The sequence below is a fragment of the Ruegeria arenilitoris genome, assembly GCF_013035425.1.
Classification (GTDB): domain Bacteria; phylum Pseudomonadota; class Alphaproteobacteria; order Rhodobacterales; family Rhodobacteraceae; genus Ruegeria; species Ruegeria arenilitoris_A.
In genome coordinates this window covers 296062-311703 of record NZ_WQHX01000001.1, presented here as the reverse complement: position 1 = coordinate 311703, position 15642 = coordinate 296062, and the positions used below count along the sequence as shown (strand labels likewise).

Annotated in this window: 15 protein-coding genes; 12 read left to right on the top strand and 3 right to left on the bottom strand. The window is 52.2% G+C overall.

All coding sequences use genetic code 11. The annotated features are described in order from the left end of the window. Positions 1 to 59: 59 nt before the first annotated feature. The 4 genes from GOV45_RS01480 (at position 60) to GOV45_RS01465 (ending at position 5043) form a co-directional block, all read left to right on the top strand. On the top strand, positions 60 to 1226 hold the full coding sequence (locus tag GOV45_RS01480; RefSeq protein WP_170473260.1) for a pyridoxal-phosphate-dependent aminotransferase family protein: 1167 nt from the start codon (positions 60 to 62) through the stop codon (positions 1224 to 1226). Then, positions 1207 to 1968, top strand: a complete 762-nt coding sequence (locus GOV45_RS01475; RefSeq protein WP_174823562.1) for a sulfite exporter TauE/SafE family protein — start codon at positions 1207 to 1209, stop codon at positions 1966 to 1968. Before GOV45_RS01480 ends, GOV45_RS01475 begins: the two co-directional genes overlap by 20 nt. A 198-nt stretch (positions 1969 to 2166) precedes the next feature. After that, entirely contained in the window at positions 2167 to 3870 is a 1704-nt protein-coding gene (locus tag GOV45_RS01470) for an alkaline phosphatase family protein (RefSeq protein ID WP_170473257.1), read from the top strand. A 276-nt stretch (positions 3871 to 4146) separates the two neighbouring features. Beyond that, positions 4147 to 5043, top strand: coding sequence for a phytanoyl-CoA dioxygenase family protein (locus GOV45_RS01465; protein ID WP_170473254.1), 897 nt, complete (start codon positions 4147 to 4149; stop codon positions 5041 to 5043). Between the two features lie 136 nt (positions 5044 to 5179). Here the strand turns inward: GOV45_RS01465 and GOV45_RS01460 are convergent, their stop codons facing one another. Further along, the gene (locus GOV45_RS01460) at positions 5180 to 5443 is read right to left on the bottom strand and encodes a DUF4242 domain-containing protein (RefSeq protein WP_170473251.1); all 264 of its coding nucleotides are present in this window, start codon (positions 5441 to 5443) and stop codon (positions 5180 to 5182) included. A 165-nt stretch (positions 5444 to 5608) separates the two neighbouring features. On the opposite strand from GOV45_RS01460, the gene GOV45_RS01455 reads away from it, so the two are divergent. Next, positions 5609 to 6487 (top strand): LysR family transcriptional regulator, encoded by an 879-nt coding sequence (locus GOV45_RS01455; protein WP_170473249.1) that lies wholly within the window; start codon positions 5609 to 5611, stop codon positions 6485 to 6487. A gap of 169 nt (positions 6488 to 6656) precedes the next feature. Here GOV45_RS01455 and GOV45_RS01450 read toward each other — a convergent pair whose 3' ends face one another. After that, positions 6657 to 7724: a Gfo/Idh/MocA family protein gene (locus tag GOV45_RS01450; RefSeq protein WP_170473246.1), complete on the bottom strand. Its 1068-nt coding sequence runs from the start codon at positions 7722 to 7724 to the stop codon at positions 6657 to 6659. A 96-nt stretch (positions 7725 to 7820) separates the two neighbouring features. Here GOV45_RS01450 and GOV45_RS01445 point away from each other — a divergent pair, with 96 nt between their 5' ends. From GOV45_RS01445 to GOV45_RS01435, 3 genes are read left to right on the top strand one after another with little or no spacing between them, the layout of a single operon-like run. After that, positions 7821 to 8660, top strand: a complete 840-nt coding sequence (locus GOV45_RS01445) for an amidohydrolase family protein (RefSeq protein WP_170473243.1) — start codon at positions 7821 to 7823, stop codon at positions 8658 to 8660. 18 nt (positions 8661 to 8678) lie between these two features. Continuing rightward, positions 8679 to 9656 (top strand): TIM barrel protein, encoded by a 978-nt coding sequence (locus GOV45_RS01440; RefSeq protein WP_170473240.1) that lies wholly within the window; start codon positions 8679 to 8681, stop codon positions 9654 to 9656. Beyond that, positions 9656 to 10543 carry a PfkB family carbohydrate kinase gene (locus tag GOV45_RS01435; RefSeq protein WP_170473238.1) on the top strand — a complete coding sequence of 296 codons (888 nt, stop codon included), beginning with the start codon at positions 9656 to 9658 and terminating at the stop codon, positions 10541 to 10543. The genes GOV45_RS01440 and GOV45_RS01435 overlap by 1 nt, the downstream gene beginning before the upstream one ends. Positions 10544 to 10563: 20 nt before the next feature. On the opposite strand, the gene GOV45_RS01430 is transcribed toward GOV45_RS01435, so the two are convergent. Then, complete coding sequence (locus GOV45_RS01430) at positions 10564 to 11595, bottom strand: aldo/keto reductase (RefSeq protein ID WP_170473235.1); 1032 nt, start codon at positions 11593 to 11595, stop codon at positions 10564 to 10566. 95 nt (positions 11596 to 11690) lie between these two features. On the opposite strand from GOV45_RS01430, the gene GOV45_RS01425 reads away from it, so the two are divergent. The 4 genes from GOV45_RS01425 to GOV45_RS01410 are packed head-to-tail and all read left to right on the top strand — an operon-like array spanning position 11691 to position 15638. After that, entirely contained in the window at positions 11691 to 12500 is an 810-nt protein-coding gene (locus GOV45_RS01425) for a BtpA/SgcQ family protein (protein WP_170473232.1), read from the top strand. After that, the gene (locus GOV45_RS01420) at positions 12497 to 13597 is read left to right on the top strand and encodes a M42 family metallopeptidase (protein WP_170473229.1); all 1101 of its coding nucleotides are present in this window, start codon (positions 12497 to 12499) and stop codon (positions 13595 to 13597) included. Before GOV45_RS01425 ends, GOV45_RS01420 begins: the two co-directional genes overlap by 4 nt. Beyond that, complete coding sequence (locus GOV45_RS01415; RefSeq protein WP_170473226.1) at positions 13597 to 15090, top strand: FGGY-family carbohydrate kinase; 1494 nt, start codon at positions 13597 to 13599, stop codon at positions 15088 to 15090. Before GOV45_RS01420 ends, GOV45_RS01415 begins: the two co-directional genes overlap by 1 nt. Further along, complete coding sequence (locus GOV45_RS01410) at positions 15087 to 15638, top strand: SIS domain-containing protein (RefSeq protein WP_170473223.1); 552 nt, start codon at positions 15087 to 15089, stop codon at positions 15636 to 15638. Before GOV45_RS01415 ends, GOV45_RS01410 begins: the two co-directional genes overlap by 4 nt. Positions 15639 to 15642 lie beyond the last annotated feature (4 nt).

Genomic DNA, 15642 nt, shown 5'->3' with positions numbered 1-15642 from the left:
TTCACCGACCTCACCCTCACCCTTGTAGAAAGCAAGCGCAACTTTTAAAGGCACAGCACATGCGAGCAGGACGTCATTTTCTTCAAATTCCTGGGCCAACTAATACCCCAGACCGTGTTCTGCGAGCGATGCATCGGGCTGTCATAGATCACCGCGGTCCTGAATTCGCAGAGCTTGGTCTTAGTCTGCTTGACGACCTGAAAACCGTATTCAAAACGCGCAACCGAGTAGTGATTTATCCCGCCTCGGGGACAGGCGCCTGGGAAGCCGCGCTGGTCAATGTTCTGGCGCCCGGCGATAAGGTTTTGATGTATGAAACCGGCCAATTTGCAACTTTATGGAAGAACATGGCCGCAAAGCTGGGATTTGATCCAGTGTTCATGCAAGGAGATTGGCGGACGGGTGCAAATGCTGATGCAATTGGTGCTCAACTTGTTGCAGATAGCCGACACCAGATCAAAGCTGTGTGCGTGGTTCATAATGATACGGCTACTGGTATTACGTCAGACATCGTGGCGGTGCGGGCTGCGATTGACGCGGCAAGTCATCCAGCTTTGCTGATGGTTGATACGATTTCCTCACTCGGCTCTATTGATTTTCAAACGGATGCCTGGGGCGTTGATGTTGTAGTGGCGGGTTCGCAGAAAGGATTAATGTTACCCCCAGGACTGTCTTTCAATGCCATTTCAGACAAGGCTTGGGCCGCGTGCAAAGCAGGCGGTGACCGCAGGTCGTATTGGGACTGGAGGGATATGGCCGGACCCAATGAGAAGGGCTTTTTCCCTTATACGCCAGCAACGACCCTCCTGTACGGCTTACGCGAGGCGCTGGATATGTTGGCAGAGGAGGGATTGGAAACCGTTTTTTCCCGTCATGCTCGACACGCCAAGTCAACTCGACTGGCGGTAGAAACATGGGGGCTGGAGATACTTGCCGTCAACGCAGAAGAACGTTCAAACAGTCTGACGGCCGTTCTCATGCCGAACAACAAAGGCGCTGACAAACTGCGAGCGGAAATACTGGACAGTTTCGACATGTCTTTGGGCACAGGTCTAAACAAAATAGCAGACCGCGTATTTCGAATCGGGCATCTTGGGGATTTCAACGATCTAATGCTTATGGGTACTTTGTGTGGTGTCGAGATGGGTTTGATGCGCGCCGGAGTGGCGCACAAGAAGGGCGGCGCTCAGGCCGCGATGGAGTATCTTGCCGAGCATATTTCTTGAACTTTCGGCTGGGCACGCCGCGGCGATCCTCGCAACCTATGTGTTTGCCGCTACGGCGAAAGGCATTACTGGGCTCGGGTTTTCGACAACTTGCCTACCTATTCTTGCACTTGTCGTCGGATTGAAAGACGCACTTCCGTTGGTCATTATCCCATCGGTATGCTCCAACCTTGTAGTGATGAGACAAGCGGGTCATTTTCGGGAAACTGTTCGGCGATTTTGGCCGATGCTGATTGCGCTTTTCCCAGGTCTGGGCGCGGGACTATGGGCTTTGTCATGGATTGAAGGGGTACAAGCAGGAGCGATCTTGGGGATTGTCCTTCTGTTGTGGTGTGCCTTCACGTTTGCCAAACCCGATCTGCGTCTTCCTGCCGGGTTTGAGCGTCCGTTGGCGCCTTTATCTGGTTGTCTGACGGGTCTTATCAACGGCGTAACAGGCTCGCAGGTAATGCCAGTTGTTCCATTTCTGATGATGCTGCACCTTGAACGGAATTTGTTTATTCAAGCGCTCAACTGTTCGTTCACATTGTCCAGTTTTGTTATGGCAATAGGCCTTGGGCAATTGGGCCTGTTTTCGCAGGATGACTTTTTGATCTCGGTCCTCGGGTTGGGTTTTGTGTTCATTGGGTTAACTATCGGTGGCAAGATACGTCATCGCCTGTCTGAAACTTTGTTTCGTAGTGCAATCATTGCGATGTTGTCAGTGATGGGAGTGAGCTTGGTTTTGCCAGCTTTGCCGTAAAACTAGATCAAGTGATTATTCGTCAATCGCCGCGCCTCGAATTGAGTTGCTGTTCGATTGTACCCGAATACTCTGACTAGAATCCAATGACAGGCACATCGCGCCTTGCCTTGCGGATCGAACTTGATGGAGGATGTCATCAAGCGAAAATAAGCTAGCGTGCCGCATTCCGCGCGATTGAGGCGAGGAGAACAAGTTATGACCAAAACATTTAAGGCTGCTCTGGCATCATGGTTGGTTACGGTAGCGCCAGCCTATACGCAAGATGCCCCACGTTTGGTCTTGCAGCTAACCGTTGATGCTCTGCGCGGAGATCTTCCTACTCGGTACGTTGGAAATCTTGGTGAAGGTGGTCTTAAGTATCTGCTTGAAAATGGCCTGCACTATGTCGATGCCCACCACTGTCACGCAAATACCGAGACAGTAGTAGGCCACGCTACGTTAGCCACTGGCGCTACGCCGGCCGTACATGGAATGGTCGGTAATATCTGGTTCGACAGAACCTTGGATCGCGTTGTCTACAACGTCGAGGACCAAACGGCACCGCTGTTGGGAGAAGGTGCTGGTGTCAATGACGAAATCGAGATCGACCCGACACAGGCGGCGGCAGGTACAGATGGGCGGTCGCCCCGTGCGTTGCTTGTGACCACGTTTTCAGATGAGTTGAGCGCATCGACTGCTGGCGCGGCCAAAGTCTTTGGCGTTTCGATCAAGGATCGAGGGGCAATCACAATGGCGGGGCAAAGTGGCAAAGCCTTTTGGTTCTCAAAATCCGCTAATCGTTTTGTTACCAGTTCTTACTATTACGACGCATATCCAGATTGGGTGTTAGCCTGGAATGATGCGACCCCGAGTGCATCATTTGAAGGAGCCTCCTGGGAGTTGATGCACCCGAAGGAGACATACCTCTTTGCTGAACGCGATGACCAACCTTGGGAAACCGACGTCGCTGGGTTCGGAAACACTTTTCCCCATCGTTATTCCTCGTCACAAAACGCATTTGACCCGCTGGAAAACCCATACTTCACGACTTTTCTCACTCTCAGCCCTGCTGGTGACGATCTGACGGCACAATTTGCAAAACGGTTGATCGAGGCTGAGGCGCTCGGGCAGGATGCGGTGACGGATTATTTGGCAATCAGCTTCTCGTCGGTCGACTACGTCAACCATGTCTTTGGTCCATCCAGCCTCGAGGCGGAAGACACGATTTACCGCCTTGACCAGACTCTTTCGAACCTCTTCTCCTTCATTGATGAACGCATAGGGTTGGAGCATGTTCTGATCGTTCTTTCGGCGGATCACGGCACGACTGATGCTCCGGGCTATTTAGATAGTGTTGGCATCCAAACAGGTCTTGTGGTGCCAGACAGCTGGGACCCAACCGAGCAGATTGCAAGGCTAAAAGAACGCTTTGGTATTACAGGTCAACTGCTGGCAGGGTATAATCATCCCTATCTGAATATCGCACCCGAGGTTCTGGCGCAGAGCGACATTGATCTGCCTGCGTTGGAAGCGGCTATCGCGGAAGAGCTGCTGTCTTTTCCCGATGTAGCCTTCGCCATCCCCAGCACGGCGATTGAAGCCAACCTTTTGCCCGACACTGAGATAATGCGCCTGATACGAAACAACTATCACCCGGCGCGCTCTGGCAACATTTATGTCGTCTTCAAACCGGGTTGGTTCATCGCCGATTTTGACGGTCTCTCGGTCACCTCAACACACGGGTCACCTTGGCGCGGCGACACACACGTGCCAATCCTATTTGCAGGCCGTGATATAGCGCAGCAACAAATTGCACGCCGAGTCTGTACGACTGCCATTGCATCCACATTGTCGGCCCTAGTTGGCACAGCGCGTCCTAACGGTGCAAGCGGTGAGGTGCTTCAGGAAGTCTTGGAATAGAGTACGACGCTGACATATTGTGACAGCGAACCATGTTTAACACACTGTTGGTATTAGCGTTGGTTTTAGATCACCGAATGTACAATTGCGCCGTGCCTCAGCCAATTTCGTTGGATCGACATCGCTTTGCGTCAACGCCAGTGGGACACATTTGGCACAAGTTGTGATTACGGCCTTGTGTTTAGCCGCCGATTGCCAGTGGTCCCTGTCATGAAGCCCGATGGAATTGACACAGTCGACAGTACAAGCCACGCTTCGACAAAGTGGGAGGAAGAAATGACCGAAGTACTTTCTAACGAGCAAGTCGCCTCATATCGTGAAAACGGATACCTCTTACTAGAAAATCACCTGCCGGAAAGCATCCTGATCGAAATACGCAATGAAATCCGTCGCTTCGAGGAGGAAGCCAAGGGAATGACAGAGTCTAACGACAGACTAGATCTGGAGGACTCACATACACCCGAAGATCCGCGGCTAAGGCGAATAAAACTGCCTCATAAAATCAGCGAAATAATGCGCGACCTGATGTATTCGGACCTTATTCTCGCGCCTGCACGAGATCTGATCGGCCCGAACCTGCGGTTGCATACAACGAAACTCAACATGAAGTCTGCAGGCTATGGCGCAGCGGTAGAGTGGCACCAAGACTATGCGTTTTATCCCCATACTAACGACGACATTCTCGCGATCGGTGTGATCATTGACGATATGGAAAGTCAGAATGGCCCCCTAATGGTCTATCCAGGCAGCCACAAGGGACCTGTTTATGACCACCACGTCGAAGGTGTTTTTGCGGGCGCTTTTGTACCGGAAGACGTAGGCCTAAATCCTGCAGACGCTGTCGAGCTTAAAGGACCAGCCGGATCGATTTCCATCCACCACGGCCGGATTGTTCACGGCTCATCGCTGAACACCTCCGAAAGTGCACGGCGCATTCTGTTCTATGAGATGATGGCCGCGGACGCGTTTCCGATTATGGGTTCGATGACGAGATGGGACGGGATCGAGGACTACAACACTCGCATGTTGTGCGGTGAACCTACAATTGCGCCTCGCTTAAAAGATATTCCAATCCGTATTCCCCAACCTCAACCTGACGTGCCAATTTCAATCTACGAAATACAAAAGGGTATGAGGTCACGTTCATTCCGTACCATTGGAAAAAAAGCGTAGGGCCAAGTCTTCGAGCAATTATTACATAACAAGCCTTTAGGTCTACGCGTCGATTAGAATTGGGCGCGCAACCCAAGGTGACATGGGCCCTGAGACTATATGCTCAAGGCCCAACGAGTTCCGATAAAGCTATTTATTAGGGAGTAAGGTCCATTGCTGCCACGACCTTTTCATAGGGTAGTCCTGCTGTATCGTTTAATCGACGAACCTGATCAGCAGTTTCGCCATCAAACAGGCACATGCAGCGGCCATCGTCCGGGGCAAATGTGGATCGGACATAGCTGATAGTGTCCCCGTCATCGGTCATCTTCTTGGCCGTTGCGATTGCCGCTTTCTGAGCGGCCGCCAAGTCGTCCATGCTGATACCCTTAAGGTTTCTTTCGACCATAAAAACAGACATCGTGTTCCCTTTCTGAAGATTGAAAAGCAATACCGCTATTGGATCACGATGCCTTTGGTGAGGGAACTATCGATGCTTTATCGGTTAATAACTCCAGGTTTGGATAAAATAGTGTATCCTGGGACTGACTGAATTAAGTGATCAGTAATCAGAGAGGCCCCAAAAATGGAGATGTCTCAAATCAGATATGTTTTGTCGGCTGCAAAGCATCTGAATTTCACTAAGGCTGCTGCAGAGTGCAATGTGAGCCAACCAGCCCTTACTAAGGGAGTAAAATCGCTTGAGACCGAGCTAGGTGCGCAGGTGTTTCATCGCGAAGGTCGAAAAATTCTTGTGAGCGATTTTGGAAAAACAATGCTTCCGCACCTGCAACATATCGTCGATGAAGCAGCCGCGACGCAAGCGCTAGCGCAGAATTTTCGACTTCTTGAAAAGGTACCGCTGCGTTTGGGTGTTCTTTCAACAATCGGGCACGTTCGCCTAGCCAGGTTTCTGGCGCAGTTTGAGAAAAGCCATAGCGGATTGGAATTGTCGGTCAATGAAGCAAGCACTTCAGATCTAAGAGAAAAATTGGAAGAGGGCGAAATTGATGTCGCCTTCATGACACTTACTGACGAGTTGGAGGAAGAATTCAGGAGTCATCCACTATACGCAGAACGATATGTCGTTGTGTTTCCGCCTGAACATCGTCTTGGGCAACTGAATTCAGTAACCCTGCAAGAACTGTCACGCGAACACTACGTTGACCGATTGGCCTGTGAATTGCGCGAAATGGTAATGTCAGTTTGCCAATCAAAGGGTGTGGAGTTGTACGCACGCTTTCGCTCAGAACGGGAAGACTGGGTACAGGCGATGGTGGCGGCAGGGATAGGTTTCGCATTCATGCCCGAGTATTCGGTGACTTTACCCGGGTTGTTGCAGCGTCCGCTTATAGAGCCAGAGGTTTCGCGAACAATCGCAGCCTTCACTGTTCCCGGTAGAAGGCACTCGCCCGCGCTCGATGCTCTTATGAGGGCATCGCAAACTTTTTCATGGCCCGGATGATTATTGTCGATTTGGGCGGGAGGCCGCAGCACTTTACGAGGTGGCTCTTCAAGGACAATCAAATGTTGTCCAGTAGAACTATTTTGTCGTTTTACCTGATTAGAAGGACACCCGGTATTCTGTCGGAACATTCAGATCCAAAGGTCCAATTTCCAGATAATTAAATACGTTAATCGTCCAAAATCAATTCATTGCCAGGTAGCTGGGCAGATGAAAAACAAGCTTCGACCAAAGCCATCGTCTCATAGGCATCGTCGGTTGATGTGTATAGCTTTTCGTCTTCGCCTGAATCAAACCTTTGCAGATTGCGCATTGGTCCCATGAAGCTCTCGACGAACCAGTTGCCTATGAGTGGTATCTGCTGCCAATCCGATCCGTTTTGGCAAAACCAGAGCTCGTCCGGCTCACCATTCGGGTAATCATAAAGCACGCCCAGCTTCGCCATCATCGCACCTTTGGTTCCTTCAAATCTGGTCCATGCGGATTGGAACTTTCTGCCGCCCTGGTGATTGTGGTTAATCGAAATGACGCCCCGAAGGCGGTCGCCATAATCCAATATCACGGAAGATCTCGTCTGGGCGAGTTGCGGGGCTCGCGGATCGGGCATAGTCCGTGCGAATACCCCATTTGGATTGCCTGCAATTGCACGAATAGTGTCTAGGTAGTGGATAGAATGTACGGCAAACTCGACCCGCTCCATCGGGATCAGAAACGGGAAAATATGCCAAGGCGTGTAAATGTTTAGGTGAACCTCAATCTCCAGCAACTCGCCCAAACGACCGTTTTCGACTGCATCTTTGACGGCCAGCATCATAGGTGAATACCTGAGTTGAAAATTTATTGCAGATTTCAGGCGCTTTTGCCGACAAAGGTCTCTGATTTCTCGGGCATGCGCCAGATCGCTACCCATAGGTTTTTGGATCAATACAGCGGCAAGATCCGGCAACACCGGAAGAATATCAGTAATTGCATGAGGCGGAACCGCAACGTCATAAACGACATCTGTTCCGCATTGTGCAACGACTTCGGCAACGCTTGAATAGGTCCCTGGTATATTGAAATCGTCGGCAAGTGACTTTGAGCGCGCAGGCACCAGATCAGTAACGCCCCGAACCGGGATATCGGCCAATTTGTAGGCGGGAAGGTGCGCGTCGCGAACGATCCCACCTGCGCCGACAATAACCACAGGTTTTGGGTTGATCGGTGCAGGCCAGTTTTGCTTGAGATCCAATTCCATAGCGCGTCACCCTTTTGAGTTAACTCTATTCGGTGTAGCAATTTAGGACATTAAGCAAAAATTGACTAATGTGGTTTTGGCTGGCGGGAGGACACGATGAATTTCATCGATACACATCAGCATGTTATCTATCGCGATGACTTCGGCTACGCTTGGACGAAAGATATCCCCGAGCTATCAGCTGGCAACTTTACTTTCGAGGACTACGACGCACTGACAGATGGAGCCGGTGTTGTGGGAACAATCTTCATGGAAACCGGCGTGGATGATGCAGATCATCAAGCTGAGGCACGATTTGTTGGCCAACGCGTCGGTACAAACAACCTTCTCGGACAAATCGCGTCCTGCCGACCCGAGGAAGAGGCTGGATTTGATGACTGGTTGGAGGAGGGACGGAATCTAGGCGTTGTGGGCTATCGCCGCATCCTTCACGTGGTGTCGGATGAGGTATCGCAATCCGAAACGTTTCGCAAAAACCTCCGCAAGATCGGCAGGGATGGCCTACCGTTCGATATGTGTTTTTTGGCGCGCCAATTGCCGATTGCGCAGGCGCTCGCGCGTGCCTGCGATGATCAAATTCTGGTTCTGGACCATTGCGGTGTTCCCGATATTGCCGCCAGTGCATTCGAAAGCTGGGCTGAAGGAATAAGCAAAATTGCTGAGATGGATCATGTGGTCGTCAAGCTTTCTGGGATCACGGCTTATTGCGCACCGAGAGATTACGGGGTCGACGTTCTGCGCCCATGGGTCGATCACATTCTTGGTGCCTTTGGTCCAAGCCGCATTGTCTGGGGCAGCGATTGGCCTGTTGTTAACACAGGTTCCGGCCTACCTGTTTGGATCGAGACGACACGTCAGTTGCTGGCACATCTTTCGCCAGATGAAACGTCTGCGATCACCGAAAAAAATGCGCTCCGGGTATATGGATTGGAGTAAACAAGAAGGAATGACCAAATGAGTCTGGGCGGGAAGTATGCGGCGCGTCTGAACGCTTTCAAAAAGAATGGCGGTTCATGCGGTTGCGAAATTGTGCAGATGATTCAAGCTGCAGGAAAGGTGGGTGGGCTGAATGCAGCTGATCTAAATTTTCCGGATCACTTCAAGGACATGAATGGGCCAGAGATTTCTGAACTTCTGAACGACAGCGGGATGGCGCTGAACGGTCTCGCAATGCGTTATTACACTGACCCAGCTTTCGCGCTTGGTGCCTTTACGAACCCGGACCCGAATGTACGGCAGGCAGCCATTGATTTAACCAAAAAAGGGATCGATACAGTCGCGCTGATGGGCGGTCAGCTTATGACGCTTTGGATGGGTCAGGACGGCTTTGACTATGCGATGCAGTGCGACTATCGCGCGATGTGGGATAGTACAATCGCTGCGCTACAAGAGGTCGCAGATCATAATCCCGAAATTGATATCGCGTTGGAATACAAGCCCAACGAACCCCGCGCCTATGCACTAATGCCCGACGTCGGCACAACGTTGTTGGGTGTTTTAGAGGCGGATCGCCCCAATATTGGCGTAACGCTTGATTTCGCGCATGTTCTTTACGCCGATGAAATGCCAGCACATTCGGCCAATTTAATCGGGCGGCACGCGCAACTTATGGGTGTGCACCTGAATGACGGAAATGCCAAACGCGACGATGGTTTAATGGTCGGAACAGTTCATCCCGTGGCAACGGTCGAGCTTTTCTGTGAGTTAGACAGAATGGGTTATGACGGCGTGATCTATTTCGACACGTTCCCAGATCATTCTGGCCTGGATCCGATTGAAGAGGCCCGCACCAATATCGCAATAACCGAACGCCTTAGAGCTGTGGCCAAGGAACTGGCTGGAAACAATGAACTAACGGCAGCAATTTCACGTCAGGACGCGACGCAAAGCCAACGGATCGTTGCCAATGCTCTTTATGGAAATTCAGCGTGATGAACGACGTTTTCATTGTGGGCGCTTTGCATCTGGATGTGGTCGTTGACGCGCCTCGGCTGCCCGCCTTGGACGAGACGCTGATGGGCAAGCGTGTTTCCTACCGTTTCGGGGGCAAAGGCGGAAATCAGGCTTTGGCCGCCGCAAGGGTTGGGGCAAAGGTCGCTATCGCGGGTCGCGTCGGACTGGATGAATTCGGAGCTAAGATTCTTGAAGCGCTCCGAAATTCGCGCGTGGACCATTCTCAGGTTCTGCAGGTGCCCGGTGCAACTGGTATGAGTGTTGCGATAGTTGAAGAAGGCGGCGAATACGGCGCGGTAGTTGTCTCGGGCGTCAACCAGACCATCGATCCATTGGATATCGATCCCGGCGCATCCAACGTCATATTGCTGCAAAACGAAATCCCCGAGACCATCAATTTGGCCGTGGCTAAAAGCAAACGGCCCGACACGAAACTTGTACTGAACGCAGCGCCTGCCCGGCAATGTTCTACTGAACTTTTGGATTCCGTCGATCTTTTGGTGGTAAACCGGGTCGAGGCGGCACAGATGACAGGAAAACCAGAGACCACTCCCGAAGACGCCGCCGCAGCGCTTGCATCGCTTGGACCGAAAGCTGTTGTCGTAACGGTCGGCCGAGAAGGTGCAGTGATTTTTGAGAGAGGTTCCGTAAAGAAGATTGTACCGCCAATCCAAGCTAACGGTTCCGCGCACGGGGCAGGTGACGCATTTGTCGGAGTATTGGTTAGCGAACTTGCAAAACGCTGGAATTTGATTTCTGCCGCAACTTTTGCGTCCGCCGCAGCAGCTCATTTTGTTCATACTCCGCCAAACGCTCGTGAATCCATTAATCGAAGCGCGCTCGATAACTGGATCGCAGGGCTATAGATCGTCGTTGGAGGAATGATTTACCCGAGTATGGGGGCCTCTTCGGCGATCAGACCTTGCGATTTCAATTCGCGCCACAAATCGGAAGGAATATCCGCTTTGGCCGCTTGCAGGTTGGACTCCATTTCACCCACGGTTTGCCCACCGGGAATAACTGAAAGAACTGCCGGGTGGCAGAGAGGAAACTGAAATGCCGCGTCGATCATACGGACATTGTGCGTTGAGCATATCGCCTCAATCCTGGCCACGCGATTAAGAACTTCCTGAGGCGCCGGATCGTAGTTGTAGAAAGCCCCGGGGCGCGGGCCGGTTGCGAGTATGCCTGAATTATAAGGGCCGCCAATTACAATTCCGACGCCGCGGCGTTCGCACATAGGCAGGAAAGATTTCAACGCTTCCTGTTCCAAAAGGGTATACCGACCGGCCAGCAAAATGATGTCTGGGTCACCATGCTCGACTATCCATTGGGCGGGCTGCCATTCGTTCACCCCCAACCCAAAGGCGCTGATCGTGCCTTGTTCCCTCAGTTCAACCAGGGCCTTGTGGCCGCCCTCAAGAAACTCATGCAATTTGGCATCCAATACAGCCTGGGACCCATGGTTGAAGACGTCCAAATCGTGTCCGTAGAGGATGTCGATGCGATCAACGCCAAGCCGTTCCAAAGAAAACTCGATAGAACGCATCACGCCATCGTACGTGTAGTCATATATTTCGCGACGCGCTGGCACCTCGAACCATTTTCCAAAGCCGTCCCGTTTTTCTGGATGGGTCACTTCCAGCAAACGCCCGACTTTGGTGGATAAAACAAAGTCATCTCGGGACTTGCTACGGAGTAGTGTGTTCAGCCGGGTTTCAGACAAACCAAATCCGTAAAGTGGCGCGGTGTCATAGTACCGAATACCCTCATTCCAACTAAGGTTCAGAATCGCTTGCGCGGCTTCATCACTTATAGCGCGATAGAGGTTTCCAAGTGGGGCAGCGCCAAACCCAAGTTCGGTAAATGTCAACCCACCTGTTCCATGCCTGTCCCAATGACGTTTTCGTAATTCCATATCCAAAACCTCCTGGCGCCTAGGTTAAAATGAAACCACTTGGGGGCAAGCCTTTTCCAGAGTAAGCTGGCGGGAACGAAAAGTTGGAGGGTGGATTGTCCAAATTTCTCAACGCTTTCGGAGTCGCGAAACCGGTAATTGGTATGGTGCACCTTGGTGCTTTGCCGGGCGCGCCCTTGTTCGATGCAGAACGCGGTCTGGATGGGCTGGTAGACGACGCACGCGCAGATTTGACTGCACTTCAGGTAGCTGGGTTCGATGCTGTTATGTTCGGCAACGAAAACGATCGACCATATGAATTTGAAGTAGACCGTGCCTCAACAGCTGCAATGGCGTATGTCATCGGTCAATTGAAGAATGAAATCTCTGTTCCCTTTGGCGTTAACGTACTTTGGGACCCGATCAGTTCCATTGCTTTAGCTGCCGGGACGGGCGCGGCGTTTGTACGTGAGATTTTTACCGGCACCTATGCCTCGGATATGGGGCCGTGGACCCCCGATGCAGGCGCGGCTATGCGCTATCGAAACGCATTAGGACGTAAAGATCTGGCGATGCTGTACAACGTGTCTGCCGAATTTGCCGATAGTCTGGACCGCCGTTCCTTGGCTGATCGGGCTAGAAGCGCTGTTTTCAGTTCTGTCCCAGACGCAGTTTTGGTGTCCGGTCAAATCACTGGCGAAGCGGCCGCAATGACCGATCTTGAGGCCGTGAAAGCTGTCCTGCCGGACACCCCGGTGCTCGCCAACACCGGGGTCAAACACAATACAGTCTCAGATGTCATGGCCATTGCAGATGGGTGTGTGGTGGGTTCAGCGCTGAAGATCGACGGCAACACGTGGAATGCCATCGACCCTCAAAGGGCGAGTGACTTTATGGTGCGCGCAAGGGCGGCGCGTGGGTCATGATTGATCGACTACGCAAAGATCTTATCAACTTGATGAGAATTCCTGGGCTTAGTGGCCACGAGGATCGCGTTCGTCATGCCATCGCTGATCTTTTGATGGCCGAGGGAGTCGAAAGCCGATCCGATCGCATGGGCAATCTGATTACCACATTCGAAGGTGAAGCGAATGGCCCGTCTGTGATGCTGTTTACGCATATGGATCAACTCGGGTTCATAGTGCGGAAAATCGAAGACAATGGTTTGATCCGCGTCGAACGTTTGGGCGGCGTTCCAGAACGCGCCTTGGCCAGCCAAGCTGTGACCCTTTGTGTAGGGACGGGTAAGGATGTCGATGGCGTACTGTATAACAAAAGCCATCATGCGACGGCGCCGGATGAAAAGTACCAAGTTTTAAAAGCCGGTGACGTGTTGATCGATACGGGCCATGGTAGCCGGGATGAAGTCGAAGCCGCCGGTGTACGCATTGGCACACCCGGCGTATATCGCCCTAATGTCTTGCCTTTGGCGGAAAATAGGATCGCCGGAACAAGTGTTGACGACCGTGCTGGATGTGCGGTTCTGCTGGAAGTTGCTCGACGCCTGAAGTCCCGCGAGAACGGTCCGACGGTTCATTTGGTTTTTTCGGTTCAGGAAGAATTCAACTTGCGCGGTGCAGTGGTGGCCGCACAGAGCTTGAAGCCGGACATGGCCATCCAGGTCGATCTGATGTTGGCAACGGACACGCCAGAGATGGCGGATCGTGGCGACATGCTGCTTGGCGGTGGACCAGGAATTTCGCTCTACTCGTTCCACGGGCGCGGTACGTTGAATGGCGTAATTCCACATCCTTCGCTTGTGCGTTTGATGGAGGAAACCGCTGAAAATGAGTCTATTCCGTTGCAGCGCAGCGCCCAGGTTGGGGTGCTAACTGACTTAAGCTATGTGCAGCTGGTAGGGGAGGGGGTCGCGTCAATCGATGTCGGTTTTCCAATGCGCTATTCCCATTCCAGCCTTGAGGTTTGTGATTTGAATGACCTTGAAGCCTTATCGCGACTTCTGATCGCAGCGCTTCAAAGCATTGATGCGGGCTTTCCTTTGACCCGCGATGGTCAAGCCTGATGGCATACACTCTTGGCATAGATATCGGCACTTTCGAATCCAAAGGAGTTTTGGTTGACGGCGAAGGAAAAATTGTCGCCACCGCTGCACGACCGCACGAAATGCTGGTCCCTCAGCCCGGTTGGGCAGAGCATCGCGCCGACGAGGATTGGTGGGGTGACTTTGTTTTTATCACGCGTGAGCTTTTGGGGACGTCCAACGTTTCCTCTAACGACATCAAAGCCATAGCAACCAGCGCAATTGGGCCTTGCATGTTGCCTGTAGATCCAGATGGTCAGCCATTAATGAACGGTGTGCTCTATGGCGTCGATACCCGGTCCGAGCGTGAAATCGCGGAACTAACCAATCAAATAGGCGAAAACCGCATAATGAAGGTGTGCGGCAACGCTTTGACCAGCCAATCCGTTGGGCCAAAAATTCTATGGCTGCAGAGGAACAGACCTGAGATTTGGGCGCAAACGGCGCGTATCCTTACGTCGACCAGTTATTTGACGTTCAAGCTTACAGGCGAATACGTAATTGATCACTATACTGCCGCAAACTTCAGCCCAATCTACGATGTGAACCAGCTGAACTGGACGGACGAACTAACAGCAGAAATTGCTGGGCCGAACATGTTGCCGCGACTGATGTGGTCTACCGAGATCGCTGGCCATGTGACGCCAGAAGCCGCTGTAGAAACAGGTTTGGCGGTTGGGACGCCGGTGACCTGCGGCACGATCGATGCAGCGGCAGAGGCAGTTAGCGTGGGAACTCAGGCCGCTGGTGACATGATGATGATGTATGGTTCGACCATTTTCATCATTCAGGTCACGGATTCTCCGGTTCGCGATCCGCGTTTATGGTACGCACCTTGGCTGTTTCCGGGTAGCCATGCCTCGATGGCTGGTCTGGCAACCAGTGGAACACTTACCCATTGGTTTCGCGATCACTTCGCTAAGGAGTTAACCCGCGAGAATGCCTTTCCGATTTTGGCAAAGGAAGCCGCCGCTTCCGCGCTGGGATCAAACGGGCTTTTGTTCCTGCCGTATTTTTCAGGCGAACGTACGCCAATCCATGATCCAAAGGCTAAAGGAACATTCTTTGGTCTGGACCTGACGCATACCCGCGGCGATCTTTACCGGGCGGTCCTGGAAGGCATCGCCAATGGTACGGCCCATGTTGTTGAAACTTATCGAGATGTTGGTCATCCACCTGTACGTGTATTGGCTGTCGGAGGCGGGACAAAAAACGAGATCTGGTTGCAAGCCACCTCTGACATAGCGCAAGTTCCTCAAGTCGTTTGCGAAAAAACTATTGGTGCCTCGTTCGGTGACGCTTTTTTGGCTGCTTGCGCTGTGGGAATGGCACGATCAAAGGATATTGATCGTTGGAACCCAATTGATCGGCTGGTTCAGCCACAAAAGCATGCAGTTTATGAAAGACAGTATCTGCTGTTCAAAGATCTCTACCAATCAACGCGCCACATCGCGTCAGCGCTTGGGAGAGCATGACGGAGGCGTTCGATAGAGCGATCTCAGAACTTGCGAGTGTTGCTCGTGAGATCGACCACGACGCAATTGAAACCGCGTGTCGCATGATCTGCGAGGCCCGCAGAGTCGTACTGTACGGTTGCGGGCGCGAGGGGTTGCAGATGAAAGGATTCGCAATGCGTCTGTTCCACCTGGGATTTGACGTTTCAGTGCAGGGCAGTATGACGACACCCCCGGTCGGCGTAGGCGACTTATTCTTGGTCTCTGACGGACCCGGCCGGCTAGCGACCGTCAACGCTCTGACAGATATCGCCCGTTCCGCCGGAACCAAGGTGGTGTTGTTCACCGCAGAACCAGATACCAAGATTGCCTCCAAGTCAGATTGCACCGTTGCAATTCGTGCTCAAACCATGGCCAGCGACCAAGGCTCGGATAAATCACTTTTGCCTATGGGTTCGGTTTATGAAGGGGCACTGTTTTTGCTCTTCGAAATCATGGTGCTGCGTCTTTGCGACCTTACCCAAGCGGATTCGACCGACATTCGGGCCCGACATACCAATCTGGAGTGAGCGG

What these genes read in the sequence shown, in the direction of transcription:
- GOV45_RS01480 (WP_170473260.1), top strand. Translation starts at nt 60, where the DNA reads ATGCGAGCAGGACGTCATTTTCTTCAAATTCCTGGGCCAACTAATACC.
- GOV45_RS01470 (WP_170473257.1), top strand. Translation starts at nt 2,167, where the DNA reads ATGACCAAAACATTTAAGGCTGCTCTGGCATCATGGTTGGTTACGGTA.
- GOV45_RS01465 (WP_170473254.1), top strand. Translation starts at nt 4,147, where the DNA reads ATGACCGAAGTACTTTCTAACGAGCAAGTCGCCTCATATCGTGAAAAC.
- GOV45_RS01460 (WP_170473251.1), bottom strand. Translation starts at nt 5,443, where the DNA reads ATGTCTGTTTTTATGGTCGAAAGAAACCTTAAGGGTATCAGCATGGAC.
- GOV45_RS01455 (WP_170473249.1), top strand. Translation starts at nt 5,609, where the DNA reads ATGGAGATGTCTCAAATCAGATATGTTTTGTCGGCTGCAAAGCATCTG.
- GOV45_RS01450 (WP_170473246.1), bottom strand. Translation starts at nt 7,724, where the DNA reads ATGGAATTGGATCTCAAGCAAAACTGGCCTGCACCGATCAACCCAAAA.
- GOV45_RS01445 (WP_170473243.1), top strand. Translation starts at nt 7,821, where the DNA reads ATGAATTTCATCGATACACATCAGCATGTTATCTATCGCGATGACTTC.
- GOV45_RS01440 (WP_170473240.1), top strand. Translation starts at nt 8,679, where the DNA reads ATGAGTCTGGGCGGGAAGTATGCGGCGCGTCTGAACGCTTTCAAAAAG.
- GOV45_RS01435 (WP_170473238.1), top strand. Translation starts at nt 9,656, where the DNA reads ATGAACGACGTTTTCATTGTGGGCGCTTTGCATCTGGATGTGGTCGTT.
- GOV45_RS01430 (WP_170473235.1), bottom strand. Translation starts at nt 11,595, where the DNA reads ATGGAATTACGAAAACGTCATTGGGACAGGCATGGAACAGGTGGGTTG.
- GOV45_RS01420 (WP_170473229.1), top strand. Translation starts at nt 12,497, where the DNA reads ATGATTGATCGACTACGCAAAGATCTTATCAACTTGATGAGAATTCCT.
- GOV45_RS01415 (WP_170473226.1), top strand. Translation starts at nt 13,597, where the DNA reads ATGGCATACACTCTTGGCATAGATATCGGCACTTTCGAATCCAAAGGA.
- GOV45_RS01410 (WP_170473223.1), top strand. Translation starts at nt 15,087, where the DNA reads ATGACGGAGGCGTTCGATAGAGCGATCTCAGAACTTGCGAGTGTTGCT.